Source organism: Lutimonas sp., from assembly GCF_051011215.1.
In the GTDB taxonomy this organism is placed as follows: Bacteria; Bacteroidota; Bacteroidia; order Flavobacteriales; family Flavobacteriaceae; genus Lutimonas.
In genome coordinates this window covers 1-15847 of sequence record NZ_JBPCUJ010000098.1, presented here as the reverse complement: position 1 = coordinate 15847, position 15847 = coordinate 1, and the positions used below count along the sequence as shown (strand labels likewise).

Below are 15847 nucleotides of genomic sequence, written 5' to 3'. Positions count from 1 at the left end.
ACATTGATGATTTTACCAATTGTAGCTTACGGCGACCCTGTATTGAGAAAAGTGGCCAAGGATATTTCGAAAGACTATCCAAAACTCGACGAGCTTTTGTCCAACATGAAGGATACAATGAAGAATGCCCAAGGTGTTGGACTTGCTGCCCCACAAATAGGAAGGGATATCAGAATTTTTTTAATCGACGCCTCTCCTTTTGCCGAAAGTGATGAATTAGATGAAGAGGAGAAGTCGTTTTTACGTGATTTTAATAAAACCTATATCAATGCTAAAATTATTGAAGAAGAAGGCGAAGAATGGATATTTAATGAAGGTTGTTTGAGTATCCCAAACATCAATGAAGATGTTTCACGTAATGAAACGATTCATATTGAATATATGGATGAGAACTTTGATAAAAAGACGGATACCTTGTCAGGATTGGCTGCGAGAATATTTCAACATGAATACGATCATATTGAAGGGATTTTATTCACAGATAAACTGTCTAGCCTTAAGAAAAGATTATTAAAAAAGAAACTAGAAAATATTTCAAAAGGAAAAGTGGATGTTGGGTATCGAATGAAATTCCCAAATCTTAAAAAATAAAATGCGACAGCAAACCTGTGGAACAATAAAACCTATGGTTTACACCACCGTCAGTAGTTAAAAAATTAAATAGTAAAAAAAATATGAAATTAGAAAAAGTTATTGCCATTTCAGGAAAACCAGGATTGTATGAAATTATTTCTCAATCAAAATCTGGTGTTATTGTAGAATCGTTGTCTGACAAGAAAAGGTTTCCGGTTAATAGCCTGCACAATATCAGTACCCTTAATGATATAGCTATATACACCTATGAGGAAGAAGTTCCGTTAAAAGCAGTTTTCCTGAGTATTTTCGAAAAAGAATCTGGAGAAAAATCAATTAATCCAAAGTCCTCTAAAAATGAATTAACCTCCTACTTCGGGGAAGTACTTCCTGGGTTTGATGAAGAAAGAGTGTATGCTTCAAACATAAAAAAAGTGCTTTCATGGTACAATTCTCTGATTGATGCTAAATTTGATTTTTCAAGTATAAAGGAAGAATTGGAAGAAGAGAGTCAGGAAGAATCCTAAGCGTTTAGAATCAATTATGAGTCAAAGAGAAGAACAACTAAAAGCTTTCGGAAACCTTTTAGATATCATGGATGAACTCAGGGAGAAATGTCCCTGGGATAAAAAGCAGACGATGAATTCTCTGAGGCATCTTACGATTGAAGAAACCTATGAATTAGGTGACGCCATACTCGACAACAATCAGGAGGAAATAAAAAAAGAACTTGGTGACTTACTTTTGCATATTGTTTTCTATGCTAAAATTGGTTCAGAAACCGAGTCGTTTGATATGCTTGATGTTATTCAAGGAATCAACGAAAAATTGATCAGCCGACATCCTCATGTTTTTGGGGATGTTGTTGCTGAAACTGAAGAAGAGGTTGCCAAAAACTGGGAACAGCTCAAATTAAAAGAAGGAAAAAAATCCATACTTGAGGGTGTTCCGAAATCTTTACCCGCCTTGGTAAAAGCGAGCCGAATTCAGGACAAAGCGGCAAGTGCTGGTTTTGATTGGGACCGATCTGAACAGGTTTTTGAAAAAGTTCAGGAAGAAATACAGGAATTGCATGAAGAAGTTTTGAATAAAAATCATCGTAAAATTGAAGCTGAGTTTGGCGATGTACTTTTTTCTTTGATCAACTACGCGCGCTTTATTGATGTAGATCCTGAAAGTGCCCTCGAAAGAACCAACAAGAAATTTATTAAAAGATTCCAATACCTGGAAGAGGCTGCTAAAAAAAATGGGGAATCGCTCAAAGATATGACCCTGACTCAAATGGATGTGTACTGGAACGAGTCCAAAAAACATTTTGAGTAATTAATATCGGTTTTCTTAGGCTAAATTCCATTTGTTTAAGAACTAAAATTATGTTTAACTTTAGACTTTCCAATCTAGGTTAAACAACGATGAAAAAACACTTCTTATTCTTTGCGTTCTTCCTTACCACACGCCTTATTTTTGCTCAAAGCAGCACCGAATTTTTGGGTGAAACCATTACTTTCAAATCTGATGACGGTATCACGATTACGGCAGATTTGTACATGGACCATCCGAGCGATGCACCATTTATTGTGTTATATCATCAGGCGGGTTATAGTCGAGGAGAATACAGAGAGATTGCACCAAAATTGAACGCCCTGGGGTTTAATTGCATGGCAGTAGATCAACGCTCAGGCGATCAGGTGAACAATATTATTAACGAGACTCATAAAGAGGCGGTGACTAAAAACAAACCTACCGAATACTTGGATGCAATTCCCGATGTAGAAGCTTCCTATTTATATGTCAAGTACAGCATTAAACCAAGAAAAATAATCTTATGGGGCAGCTCCTACTCTGCTGCATTGATGTTTTATATGGGAAGTGAACATCATCAAAATTTATCAGGTATTTTATCCTTTGCCCCAGGTGACTACTTTCAAGTAAATGGCAAAGATCTTTCAAGCTATGCTGCAAAGGTGACATGCCCAGTATTTGTTACTTCTGCCAAAAGCGAATATGCCAATTGGAAACCCATATATGACAAGGTAAAATCAGATAAATCGTCATTTTTACCTGAAACTGAAGGCAAACATGGCTCAAAAGCCTTGTGGAAAAATAATTCAAATCATATGGCATATTGGACCGCAGTGGAAAAATTTCTACAAAAAATTAAATAAACCAGTACTCTTTATTCGAAATTCACTTTTACAAATCACTACTATGACCTTAGTTAAAGATATCACCGATCAAATTGAAAAACTCAGTCCCTTAGCCTATGCTGAAGACTTTGATAATGTAGGCCTTTTAGTGGGAGATGATGCACAAGAAGTAACTGGTGTTTTGGTGGCCTTAGACTGCCTGGAAAATACTGTTCAGGAAGCCATTGACAAAGATTGTAATCTGATCGTTGCATTCCATCCCATTATTTTCAAGGGTTTGAAAAAAATCAATGGAAAAAATTACGTAGAACGGGTTGTGATTAAAGCCGTAAAAAATGATATCGCTATTTATGCCATGCATACGGCATTGGATAATTCTATTAAAGGTGTATCGGCTAAAATGGCCGAAGTGATTGGCTTACAGAATTGTAAAGTGTTATTACCACAAAAAGGCCACCTTAAAAAACTAACCACCTATGTGCCTGAAAGCGAGGCTGATGCTGTTAGAAAGGCACTCTTTGAGGCCGGAGCTGGTCATATTGGAGATTATAGTAATTGTAGTTTTAACATGACGGGAGAGGGCACCTATTTAGGGAATGAAAATACGAAACCAAGTGTTGGAAAACCGGGCAGTTTTGAAAAAGTAAATGAAACGTTTATCACCGTTATATTTGAAGCCCATTTACAGTCAAAAATTTTAAAAGCTCTTTGGACAGACCACCCCTATGAAGAAGTAGCCTATGACATTGTTTCCTTGGATAATGTGCATGAACGAATCGGCATGGGAATCATTGGAGAATTAAACAAACCATTAAGTCCTGCTAATTTTTTCGAACATCTTAAAAGAACATTTAACCTGCAAGTCATACGGCATTCCGATATTGGCAAGAAAGAACTAAAAAAAGTGGCTCTTCTAGGTGGGTCCGGAAGTTTTGCTATAGAAAAAGCCATGGCTGCTGGAGCTGATATATTTGTCACAGCTGATCTTAAATACCACGATTTTTACAGAGCAGAAAACAAGCTTATTTTGGCAGATATTGGTCATTACGAAAGTGAACAGTTTACAAAAAATCTTTTAGTCGAGTTTCTTACAAAAAAAATCACTAATTTTGCACCTGCCTTGCCGGAAGGGAGGATTATTTTATCGAAAAACAATACAAATCCGATCAACTATTTTTAGAGATGACAAAAAAGAAAGAGGTTACCGTTGAAGACAAATTAAGAGCGTTGTATGATTTACAGCTTATCGATTCGCGAATTGACGAGATTAAAAATACCAGAGGGGAATTGCCATTGGAAGTGAATGACCTGGAAGACGAAATAGCTGGTTTGCAAACAAGACTGAATAACTTCAGTACTGATATTGAAAACCTTGAGACTGGAATTGCCAATAAAAAGAATAATATTGAGGAAGCAAAAAGCTTGTCTAAAAAATACCTGGAGCAGCAAAAGAATGTAAGAAATAACAGAGAGTTTGATTCTATTTCAAAAGAAGTTGAATATCAGGATCTTGAAATTCAACTGGCTGAAAAACACATTCGTGAATTTGAAGCTAAAATTGCAGCAAAAAATGAAATCATTGGAGCGGCAAAAGAAAAGATGACTGAAAAACAAACGCATCTGAAACACAAACAAGACGAATTAAATTCTATTCTTGAAGAAACAGAAAAAGAAGAAACATTGCTTCATAAAAAATCTGATGAATATAGCAAGTTAATTGATGAGCGTTTATTAAAGGCTTATACAAAGATCAGATCTAATGTAAGAAATGGTTTGGCTGTTGTAACTATTGAAAGAGGAGCTTCTGGAGGTTCTTTCTTCACGATCCCGCCTCAGCGTCAAGTTGAAATAGCAACCCGAAAAAAAATCATCACAGATGAGCACAGTGGAAGAATCCTGATTGATTCTCAACTGGCAGAAGAAGAAAAAGAAAAAATGTCAAAATATTTTTCTTAACATCTTAAACTTTAGACAATACCAATTGTCATCAATCTTATGAATAAAGCGATTAAAAACTTTCAAGCACTGGGTTTAATCGCTTTATTTTTTGTTTTATTCTCCTGCAATTCCAATTCAAAAAAAGAAAAAGGAGCACAACTCTATCAAGATCAATGCGCAAGATGTCATATAGCCCCTGATATCAATCATTTGCCAAAAGAATTCTGGACCAAGAGTATATTGCCGGAAATGGCTGCCAGAATGGGCATCAAAGATGGTGGGTTCAAGCCCTATGACAAAATGGATTTTGAAGAAATGGAAATTATCCATAATTCAGGAATCTACCCTTTTATGCCTTCTTTAAACGATCAGGACTGGGCCTTATTAAAAGCCTATATTTTAGAAATGGCACCAGATAGCCTGGCTCCTATCATTCATGATAAGGAGACGTTCGAACAACAGCTTTTTAAAGTTTCCATGTTTTCTATTGATGAGACTCCAGGGTCTTATTTCACCTATCTTTCTTATAAGAAGGAAAATAACAGTATCCATACAGGTGATATCTCAGGACAATTGATTCAATATGAATTCGAGACCAAAAACAGCCAAGTACTTAAAAAATCAGACAATGCTGTCGTTGGTTTCACAGACTTAGATTCAATTTCTTTTTTAACTGACATTGGCATTTTAGATCCATCCGAACTATCTTCCGGCAAAGTCATCGCATATCACAATGATGCAGAGAAGGTTATCATTGATTCACTGCACAGGCCGGTTTACAATGAGGTGCGGGATTTAAACGGAGACGGAACAAAGGAAATGCTGGTTAGTGAATTTGGACATTTAACAGGCAAACTTTCTTTAATGATTCTTGGGCCTTCAGGGAACTATGAAAAAAAGGTCCTCTTAAGTCAACCGGGAACAATTCGGACCGAAATTAAAGACTTAAACAATGATGGAAAGCTCGATATTGTTGCACTCACCTCACAGGGAGATGAAAGTATTACCTTTCTCTATCAGCAGGACAACCTGGTTTTCAGGAATGAAAAAGTGCTGCGCTTCTCACCTATTTATGGAAGCAGCTGGTTTGAAATACTCGATTATGATGGAGATGGAGACGATGACATCATCACTGTGAATGGCGACAATGCTGATAAAACTTATATTCATAAGCCTTATCACGGTCTTAGAATTCATTTAAATGATGGAGAAAACAATTTTAAAGAAGCCTTCTTTTTCCCTTTAAACGGTGCTACAAGATTTGTTTCAAATGACTTTGATCAGGATGGCGATATTGATTTTTCTATCATCTCAACATTCCCTGATTATGAAAATAAACCAGAATATTCTTTGATATATCTGGAAAACAAAAATGAGCAATTGTTCGATTTTGAAGTCCAAACCATAAAAGAAGCCAACGACAGCAGGTGGTTTCTCTTAGACATTGGTGATGTAGACAAAGATGGTGATATGGATATTATTTTCAGTGCATTCACCTATGTATTCACTCCTGTTCCTCCAAGTATTTCTGAAAAATGGAACACTACCAATGCAGATATCATGATTCTAGAAAACACCCTGATCAAAAACTAAAAGCGTTGCATACCAAACTATAGGTATGGCCTCCACCCAAAACATCGTGTAAAATCGTTTCCGCAAAGGGCTGCTAAATGCAATAAAAAAACTGGTAATCAAGGCGATCATCACATGGATCTTGAAGTCAACTGAATTGGTATCTTTCAAAAAGATATCAATGGCAAGAAACCCTAATATGGCTGCAATTGCTATAACTTTTGCTCTATCTATTCCTAAAACCTGTGGAAGGGTTGCCAATTCGGGATGATCAAATTGTGAATCTCTAATATCAAAGGGGATGGTGATGGCCAAAACAAACAGAAATCGTTGCAGAAAATACAGACCTTGATCAGGAAGTTCCAGGAGATTTGCTTCTGCAAGAGGAAAAACAACGCTGACTCCTGCCCAGGTAAAGCTGATTAAAAAAAGTTTTAAGCCAGGCACCTGCCTCAAGCCCCTGCTTTTATTCTTGGCAGGCAACACGTATAAAATAGTTGTAAGCATAAAAGGCATCAGGGTATAAAACCCATGCAGGTTAAGTTTACTGGCGCAATACAGCATTCCACTAAAGGCGATTGCATTTAAAAAAATGAGTCCTTTTTTATTGGCTGCTATCCAATTTGAGGTCATTGTTTTTATGCTGTCAAGCTGCACCACCCGAATGAGATTATAGGAAAGAATTGTTGAAAAGAAGACAAAAAATGCTAAAAACTCGTTTTGAAAATTATAGTGCAAATAGGTGATTCTCGTTAAAGAATAACAAGCAATTGCCACATGAATATTAGCAAAAATGTAAAATTCGAACCACCTCTTTAAAAGATTCATTTTATCAGTTGAAGGTTGTAAAAATAATTAAAAAAATCCGCATGATATCATTTTGAAAAATCAAGCAATTTCAACAAAATTGAGTATTTTTGTGAACCTTAAAATAAACAACAATTATGCGTACAGATTCTTTTGTTTTACGTCATCTTGGACCAAGCCAGCATGAAGTATCTGAGATGTTGGACACTATTGGTGTCAGCAGTCTTGATGAATTGATTTACAATACGATACCTAATGACATTAGGTTAAACAGAGCGCTCAACCTACCTGAGGCCATGAGCGAGAATGAATTTGCATCGCATATTCAGAAACTGGGCAATAAAAACAAACAATTCAAGTCATACATAGGACTGGGTTATCATCCCACAACGCTTCCGGCTGTTATTCAAAGAAATATTTTTGAAAACCCTAGTTGGTATACCTCGTACACACCTTATCAGGCAGAAATTTCTCAGGGAAGATTGGAAGCATTGTTAAATTTTCAAACGGTGATCACCGATCTTACCGGATTACCTTTGGCAAATTCTTCTTTGCTGGATGAAGGGACTGCAGCTGCTGAGGCCATGATCATGTTGTGGAATGGAAGAAGTCGCGCACAGAAAAAGAGTGCAGCGAATAAGTTCTTTGTTTCGGATGCTATCTTTCCACAAACAAAAGATATCCTTTCAACCAGAGCAGAACCTCTTGGAATAGAATTAGTGTATGGAGATCACAGAGAAATCTCATTGGATGAAGAGTTTTACGGGTGCATATTACAGTATCCTGCCAAGGATGGAATGATCTTCGATTATACGGATTTCATTTCCAAAGCGCATGAACTAGAGATTAAAGCTGTTGTTGCAGCTGATATTCTGAGTTTGGCCATACTTAAATCACCGGCTGAAATGGGAGCTGATGTTGCCGTGGGTACGACACAGCGATTTGGAATTCCATTGGGATTTGGAGGTCCTCATGCAGCCTACTTTGCCACTCATGAAGCTTATAAGCGGTTAATTCCCGGACGTATTATTGGCGTAACAGTAGACCTGGATGACAATCGGGCACTAAGAATGGCTCTTCAAACAAGAGAACAACACATAAAAAGAGAAAGAGCAACTTCCAATATCTGTACGGCTCAGGTACTACTGGCAGTAATGGCCGGAATGTATGCGGTTTATCACGGAGGTGAAGGAATCAAATACATTGCACGCCAAATTCATTCTCTGGCCAATATTTTGGATCAGGCCCTTTTAAAACTGGGCTTGGAACAAGAAAACAAGGCATACTTTGATACCTTAAAAATTAAAGTATCTAATTCAGACAAGTTAAAAGAACTTGCCGAGGAAGAAGAGGTAAACTTTAACTATATCGATGCAAATACCATCAGCATTTCAATCAATGAAACTACAACTGATGCCGATATAGAACAGGTCATTGACATTTTAGCACAATCAGAAAATTTATATTCTTTTAAGATAAAGGAGTGTCCGGTAAGTTTATCAATTCCTGATGAATTACAACGAAAGTCGGCATTTCTTACCCATGAGGTGTTTAAAAAGTATCATTCTGAAACTGAAATGATGCGTTACATCAAACGATTGGAAAGAAAAGACATTTCATTGGCAGATTCTATGATTTCACTTGGTTCCTGTACCATGAAATTAAATGCCGCCACTGAAATGCTTCCGCTGAGCACGAGTAACTGGAATTCTATCCATCCTTTCGTTCCGGTGAATCAGGCACAGGGGTATCATGAAATGTTAAAAGAACTCGAATCTCAATTGAATGAAATTACTGGTTTCGCCGCGACTTCATTGCAGCCCAATTCTGGTGCACAAGGTGAATACGCTGGACTGATGGTCATACGAGCTTTTCACAAATCTAATGAGCAGGCGCATAGAAATATCTGTTTGATTCCAGCCTCGGCCCATGGAACGAATCCGGCCTCGGCTGTAATGGCCGGGATGAAGGTTGTTGTTACCAAAACCTCAGAGTCGGGTAACATCGATCTAGACGATTTAAAAGAAAAAGCACTATTACATAAAGACAATTTAGCGGCACTCATGGTCACTTATCCTTCTACCCATGGTGTTTTTGAGTCAGAAATTCGAGAAATCACAAGGGTTATTCATGATAATGGAGGTCAAGTGTACATGGATGGGGCCAATATGAATGCACAGGTCGGACTTACCAATCCGGCAAAAATTGGTGCTGATGTCTGCCATTTGAATTTACATAAAACCTTTGCCATTCCTCATGGAGGCGGAGGACCTGGTGTTGGCCCGATTTGTGTGGCAGCACATTTGGCTGAATTCCTACCTTCGAATCCAGTGATAAAAACTGGTGGGAAAAATGCCATCAATGCAATTTCAGCAGCACCTTTTGGATCTGCCATGGTTGATTTGATTTCCTACAGTTATATCAAAATGCTGGGAAGCAGCGGCTTAACTGAGTCGACAGTTACTGCTATCTTAAATGCAAATTACCTCAAGGCTCGTTTAGAAAAGCACTATAAGATCTTATATGCCGGTGAAAAAGGGTTTGCTGCCCACGAAATGATTGTTGATTTCAGAGAGTTTAAAGCAAAAGGTATCGAGGTAACTGATATCGCAAAAAGATTGATGGATTTTGGTTTTCACGCTCCGACCGTATCCTTTCCTGTTGCCGGAACACTAATGATCGAACCAACTGAAAGTGAGAACAAACAAGAAATTGACAGGTTTGCAGATGCCTTGATTCAAATCAAGACTGAGATCGATCACTATGAAGGCGAAGACAGTGTTTTAAAAAATGCTCCTCACACTCAAAGTATGCTTACATCTGATGAGTGGGACTATTCTTACAGCAGAAAAGAAGCAGCGTTTGCCTTGGATTTTGTGGCCGACAATAAATACTGGCCAACAGTGCGAAGGGTCAATGAAGCTTATGGTGACAGGCATTTAGTATGTTCCTGTAACCCGATAGAAGATTATATAGAACAATAATATTTTGAACAAAAATGTCAGAAGGCATCCATTACATCAAGGTTTACAGGATTTAGCAACAATAAGCGCAAGAATTCATTAATTTTGTTAACTTTTTTAGAATTTATTTATCTAAAAAAATTGTATTTTTGCCATTCTGAAAAAAATTTAAATACAAATGAAGAAAATAACGAAACAAACCTACATCAATTGGTACAAGGACATGTTGTTTTGGAGAAAATTCGAAGACAAACTTGCCGCTGTATACATCCAACAAAAAGTAAGAGGTTTTCTGCATTTATATAATGGTCAAGAAGCTGTATTAGCCGGTGCACTTCATGCGATTGATCTTTCGAAAGACAAGATGATTACTGCCTACAGAAATCACGTTCAGCCTATAGGAATGGGAGTTGATCCTAAAAGAGTCATGGCCGAATTATACGGAAAGGTTACCGGTACTTCTCAAGGTATGGGTGGTTCGATGCATATTTTCTCAAAAGAAAAAGGTTTTTATGGAGGTCACGGTATCGTTGGTGGCCAGATTCCACTGGGAGCCGGTATCGCATTCGCCGATAAATATTTTGGTCGTGACGGAGTCACTATCACGTATTTTGGTGACGGAGCCGCCCGACAAGGATCCTTACATGAAACTTTCAACATGGCAATGGCATGGAAATTACCTGTTGTATTTATTGTTGAGAATAATGGATATGCCATGGGTACTTCTGTAGCCAGAACCGCCAATCATGAAGAAATTTGGAAATTAGGACTGGCTTATGAAATGCCATCAGAACCTGTAGATGGAATGAATCCTGTTGAAGTTGCAAAAGCCATGGATAAGGCCGTAAGTCATGCAAGAAGTGGTAAGGGACCTTATTTCCTGGAAATGAAAACATATCGATACAGAGGACATTCGATGAGTGATGCTCAAAAATACAGAACAAAAGATGAAGTTGCTGAGTATAAAAAAATCGATCCGATTTCTCAGGTGCTTGAGGTCATTAAGGAAAAGAAATATTTGACGGATAAAGAAATTCAGGCGATCAATGACGATGTAAAAGAACAGGTATTAGCTTGTGAAAAATTTGCAGATGAATCTCCTTATCCTGAAAAACAGCAGTTGTACGATATGGTATATGAAGAAAAAGACTATCCTTTTTTAAAACATAGACTGTAATTTATTAAAGATCAATTTTAAATATCCTATTAAAGAAAAAAATATGGCTGAGATAATAACCATGCCCCGATTAAGTGATACCATGACAGAAGGAGTTGTGGCAAAATGGCTGAAGCAAGTGGGCGATAAGATTGAGGAAGGAGATATTCTTGCAGAAATTGAAACTGACAAAGCTACCATGGAGTTTGAATCTTTCCATGAAGGGACCTTGTTACATATTGGTGTTCATGAAGGTGAAACTGCAAGTGTGGACGCTTTATTGGCCATCATCGGAAATGAAGGTGACGATTATAAAAGCCTGTTGGATCAATCGAATGGTTCGGAAGAAACTGAGGCGCCTGCTGCGGTTGCTCCTGTCGCTGAAGTTGAAGAGACATCTTCTGAGCAAGTGGCTCCCCCTGCAGGTGTAGAAGTAATTACCATGCCCAGACTTAGTGATACCATGACTGAAGGAACGGTGGCAAAATGGTTAAAGAATGTTGGTGATACTGTTGATGAAGGAGATATCTTAGCTGAAATTGAAACTGATAAAGCCACGATGGAATTTGAATCTTTTCATCAAGGTACCTTATTATATATTGGAGTTCCGGAAGGAAGTTCTGCTAGCGTGGACGCTGTGTTAGCTATGATTGGTGATAAAGGAACAGATGTTGCCGCTTATGCCGAAAGTTTAAAAAATGAAACACCAGCCGCTGCAAAAGCTGAAGTTACAAAAGAAGCAGTTCCTGTTGCTACACCACCAGCTGCAACGGCCTCGAGCCCGGCAGCAAGCAGTAACGCAACTCCGGTTGTTCAAACCAGCAGTTCAAATGGTCGAATCGTTGCATCTCCTTTGGCTAAAAAATTAGCATCCGAAAGAAATATCAACTTGTCTCATATTAATGGTACCGGTGAAGGTGGCCGAATCATTAAGAGAGATATTGAAAATTATACACCAGGTTCCGGTGCAGGGAGCAGCGCACCATTCGTGCCTGCAGGTCAGGAGAGCTATGAAGAAGTTCCTAATTCTCAAATGAGAAAGGTTATTGCCAGAAGATTGGGTGAGTCAAAATTTACAGCACCTCATTATTATTTGAATGTTGAGTTTGACATGGATAATGCCATCGCATTCCGCACGCAGTACAATTCGATTCCAGATACTAAAATATCATTTAATGATATCGTTGTAAAGGCGACTTCTTTAGCGCTTAAGCAACACCCGCAGGTAAACTCTCAATGGTTTGATGACAAAATCAAAAAGAATCACCATGTACATATTGGAGTTGCAGTAGCCGTTGAAGATGGTTTACTTGTTCCCGTATTAAAGTTTGCAGATGAACAAAGTTTAACACAAATCGGATCTCAGGTAAAAGATTTTGCAGGTAGAGCAAGAAATAAAAAATTGGCCCCTGATGAAATGGAAGGAAGTACTTTTACCATTTCAAATTTAGGTATGTTTGGTATCACTGACTTCACCAGCATCATCAATCAGCCTAATTCAGCCATTCTATCTGTTGGAGCGATTGTTCAAAAACCAGTAGTGCGAGAAGGTACTATCGTAGTTGGAAATACTATGAAACTTACACTGGCTTGTGATCACAGAACAGTAGACGGTGCTACGGGTGCCATGTTCTTACAAACATTGAAAGGATTTATTGAGAATCCTGTTACAATGTTAGTGTAAGAGGTATTGAAAAAATATTTTTGAAAAGCCTGTGTTTTACACAGGCTTTTTTTTTATTCATCCATCAAGGTGACCCCATAATTTGTATATTTGAAAATAAGAATTGACCCTACTGAAAAAGTACATTAGACTTAATTCATTTCTAGAATTTTTCACAACTAATTATTATGAGTAACAAACCTTTAAATTCTTTCAAAATATCTCGATTCATCAATGAAGAAGCCTATGGTGGAATCATGCTAATTATTGCCACCATTATTGCCTTAATTTGGGCCAATTCTTCCTTCTATGATTCATATCACTATGTATGGCATGATTATAAAGTAGGATTGGTTTGGGGTGAGATAGACCTTGTTGCGTCTTTGCATCATTGGATCAATGATGGATTGATGGCATTATTTTTCTTTGTCGTAGGTCTGGAAATAAAAAGAGAAGTAATGGGAGGAGAATTATCTTCCATGAAAAAAGCCTCCTTACCTATTGCTGCAGCTGTAGGTGGAATGTTGCTACCTGCGACATTTTATGCCATCGCAGTGATTAATTACCCTGAATACATTAATGGCTGGGGAATTCCAATGGCTACAGATATTGCTTTTGCTTTGGGATTATTAGCCATGTTGGGCAGCAGAGTTCCTCTAAACCTTAAAATTTTTCTTACAGCATTGGCTATTGCAGATGATCTCGGAGCCGTGTTGGTCATCGCTGTTTTTTATACGGAATCTATAGATTACAATGAACTATTATATGCTGGCTTGTGTCTGACAATTATGATTATTGCTAACTTTGCAGGGGTCAGAAGAACTGTATTCTATGCCATTATAGGATTCGCCGGTGTTTGGATTGCATTTATTTACTCCGGTGTTCATGCCACCATTGCTGGAGTTTTAATAGCGCTCACAATTCCTGCAAGAACTAAAATAAGTGAATCTGACTATATCGATAAAATAAGCCAGCATCTCAATAAATTCAAATTAGAAAAACCTGATGAGAAAAGTACATTGCTTACGAAAAAGCAGGTTCATGTCATATCCGATATTGAAGACCTGAATAAAAATGCCCATACTCCTTTACAGAAACTTGAACATGCTTTGCATCCGGTCACAGCTTATTTTATATTGCCTGTATTTGCCTTAAGTAATGCAGGAGTTCATATTGACGGGAAAGTAATCGATATGTTGATACACCCAATTTCGATTGGAATTATTTGTGGTTTGGTTCTGGGAAAGTTTATTGGGATATCACTCTTTTCTCGACTTATGGTCAAATTTAAGATCGCCTCTTTACCTGAAGGAGTAAGTTGGAATCAAATCTATGGTGTCGCTTTCTTAGCAGGTATTGGCTTTACCATGTCTATGTTCATTTCAGACCTTGCCTTTAAAGATGAATCCTTTAAACAGATAGCAAAGGTAGGAATTATGATGGCCTCCTTACTATCCGCTTTGATAGGTATGCTATGGTTAGGGTTAACCTCTAAAAAATAAACTATTTAAGACCGTTATCACATGGACCCGCTTTGGATCATTTTTGCATTTGGCTTTGGATTTACCGTTAAACAGATAGGACTGCCTCCCCTGGTTGGCTTTCTATTAGCTGGTTTTGCATTGAATCTTTTTGGAGTGAATCTTACAGATACCTTGGTTCAAATAGCCGATTTTGGCGTTTTGCTGCTGTTGTTCACCATAGGACTAAAATTAAAAATAAAAAACTTGTTACATCCCGAAATCTGGGCAGGCTCATCAATTCATATGTTGATTGCAACAATATTTTTTGGCCTTTTGGTTTTATTTCTAAGTTATATAGGATTTTCAAAATTTGCAGGCCTTGGCGTAGCCACTTCCTTTTTAATCGCATTTGCCCTTAGTTTTTCAAGCACCATTTTTGCTGTAAAAATATTGGAAGAAACTGGTAACATGAATACTGCTCATGGAAAAATTGCCATCGGTATTTTAGTAATGCAGGATATATTTGCAGTTATATTCCTTACGATTAGTTCTGGTGAAATACCATCTGTATGGGCCCTGGCCCTATTGCTTTTGGTCTTTGTTCCGAAACTGATTCAGAACAAAAAGTTCTCATTTATACTCAATCATACCGGACATGGAGAATTATTGATCCTGCTGGGTGTATTACTGCCCATGGCAGGTGCTGCATTATTCACCACATTGGGATTAAAAGCTGATTTAGGTGCATTGGTATTCGGGATCTTATTTGCTGAGCATAACAGGGCCGAAGAATTAGCGAAAACAATGATGGGTTTTAAAGATTTATTTCTTGTGGGCTTCTTCTTAACAATTGGTTTGTCTGAAGTCCCGAGTTTTGAAGCTTTTAATATAGCACTCTTCCTGGCACTCTTAATTCCTTTCAAAACAGGGCTTTTCTTTTTTATATTAACAAGGTTTAAGTTGCGGGCCCGAACATCTGTACTAACCTCTTTTAGCTTATCGAATTATAGTGAGTTTGGACTTATTGTTGGTGCTGCAGGTGTAGCAAACGGTTGGATAACTACCGAATGGCTAGTCATCTTCGCAGTATCCTTATCGCTGACCATGATTATGTCGTCACCGTTAAACATGAGAGCCCAGTCAATTTACGCGAAATTTCAACAATTCTTTTTACGATTTGAAACCAAAACAAGACTTTTGGAAGACGAACCCATTGTCTTTGCACAAGAAGAAGTCATTGTCTTTGGTATGGGGCGGACAGGTTCAAAAGTATATGATGTAATGGCTAAAAAGTATAACAAGAATGTGTTAGGAATTGATATTGATTTAGACGTAATTGAGGCGCATCGAAAAGCCGGCAACAATGTATTACAAGGAGATGTGAACGATCTTAATTTCTGGCAGCGAATCAACATGTCTGAAAACCTTCCTCTGGTAATTCTTGTAACACCAAGTCATGCCACAAATATGAGTGTGATTGAACAATTAAATCTTATTCATTGCAGTATTAAGGTGGCTGCCATTTCGCGCTATGATGATGAAATGCAGGAACTGATGGATGCGGG

Annotated in this window: 13 protein-coding genes; 12 read left to right on the top strand and 1 reads right to left on the bottom strand. The window is 37.8% G+C overall.

Going from position 1 to position 15847, the window contains the following annotated elements; all coding sequences use genetic code 11:
- The first annotated feature begins 6 nt into the window (after positions 1-6).
- The 7 genes from def to ACR2MV_RS08530 all read left to right on the top strand — a co-directional run bounded on the left by def (position 7) and on the right by ACR2MV_RS08530 (position 6251).
- Entirely contained in the window at positions 7-591 is a 585-nt protein-coding gene (gene def / locus ACR2MV_RS08560; RefSeq protein WP_434021493.1) for a peptide deformylase, read from the top strand.
- Positions 592-674: 83 nt separating this feature from the next.
- On the top strand, positions 675-1100 hold the full coding sequence (locus ACR2MV_RS08555; RefSeq protein WP_434021492.1) for a DUF5606 family protein: 426 nt from the start codon (positions 675-677) through the stop codon (positions 1098-1100).
- A gap of 16 nt (positions 1101-1116) precedes the next feature.
- A complete protein-coding gene (gene mazG, locus ACR2MV_RS08550; protein ID WP_434021491.1) occupies positions 1117-1896 on the top strand; it encodes a nucleoside triphosphate pyrophosphohydrolase in 780 nt (259 codons plus the stop codon).
- Between the two features lie 89 nt (positions 1897-1985).
- On the top strand, positions 1986-2738 hold the full coding sequence (locus tag ACR2MV_RS08545; protein ID WP_434021490.1) for a hypothetical protein: 753 nt from the start codon (positions 1986-1988) through the stop codon (positions 2736-2738).
- A 43-nt stretch (positions 2739-2781) separates the two neighbouring features.
- Positions 2782-3900 carry a Nif3-like dinuclear metal center hexameric protein gene (locus tag ACR2MV_RS08540; protein ID WP_434021489.1) on the top strand — a complete coding sequence of 373 codons (1119 nt, stop codon included), beginning with the start codon at positions 2782-2784 and terminating at the stop codon, positions 3898-3900.
- A gap of 2 nt (positions 3901-3902) precedes the next feature.
- Positions 3903-4676, top strand: coding sequence for a zinc ribbon domain-containing protein (locus ACR2MV_RS08535; RefSeq protein ID WP_434021488.1), 774 nt, complete (start codon positions 3903-3905; stop codon positions 4674-4676).
- Between the two features lie 39 nt (positions 4677-4715).
- On the top strand, positions 4716-6251 hold the full coding sequence (locus tag ACR2MV_RS08530; protein ID WP_434021487.1) for an FG-GAP-like repeat-containing protein: 1536 nt from the start codon (positions 4716-4718) through the stop codon (positions 6249-6251).
- Here ACR2MV_RS08530 and ACR2MV_RS08525 read toward each other — a convergent pair.
- The gene (locus ACR2MV_RS08525; RefSeq protein ID WP_434021486.1) at positions 6225-7058 is read right to left on the bottom strand and encodes a hypothetical protein; all 834 of its coding nucleotides are present in this window, start codon (positions 7056-7058) and stop codon (positions 6225-6227) included. The two genes, ACR2MV_RS08530 and ACR2MV_RS08525, sit on opposite strands and share 27 nt — an antisense overlap.
- A gap of 116 nt (positions 7059-7174) precedes the next feature.
- Here ACR2MV_RS08525 and gcvP point away from each other — a divergent pair, with 116 nt between their 5' ends.
- From gcvP to ACR2MV_RS08500, 5 genes are all read left to right on the top strand, one after another.
- On the top strand, positions 7175-10021 hold the full coding sequence (gene gcvP, locus ACR2MV_RS08520) for an aminomethyl-transferring glycine dehydrogenase (protein WP_434021485.1): 2847 nt from the start codon (positions 7175-7177) through the stop codon (positions 10019-10021).
- Positions 10022-10178: 157 nt separating this feature from the next.
- Positions 10179-11177, top strand: coding sequence for a pyruvate dehydrogenase (acetyl-transferring) E1 component subunit alpha (pdhA, locus tag ACR2MV_RS08515; RefSeq protein ID WP_434021484.1), 999 nt, complete (start codon positions 10179-10181; stop codon positions 11175-11177).
- Between the two features lie 43 nt (positions 11178-11220).
- The gene (locus ACR2MV_RS08510; protein ID WP_434021483.1) at positions 11221-12840 is read left to right on the top strand and encodes a pyruvate dehydrogenase complex dihydrolipoamide acetyltransferase; all 1620 of its coding nucleotides are present in this window, start codon (positions 11221-11223) and stop codon (positions 12838-12840) included.
- Between the two features lie 167 nt (positions 12841-13007).
- Complete coding sequence (nhaA, locus tag ACR2MV_RS08505) at positions 13008-14321, top strand: Na+/H+ antiporter NhaA (RefSeq protein WP_434021482.1); 1314 nt, start codon at positions 13008-13010, stop codon at positions 14319-14321.
- Positions 14322-14342: 21 nt separating this feature from the next.
- A partial coding sequence (locus tag ACR2MV_RS08500) for a cation:proton antiporter domain-containing protein (protein ID WP_434021481.1) occupies positions 14343-15847 on the top strand: 1505 nt, incomplete at its 3' end.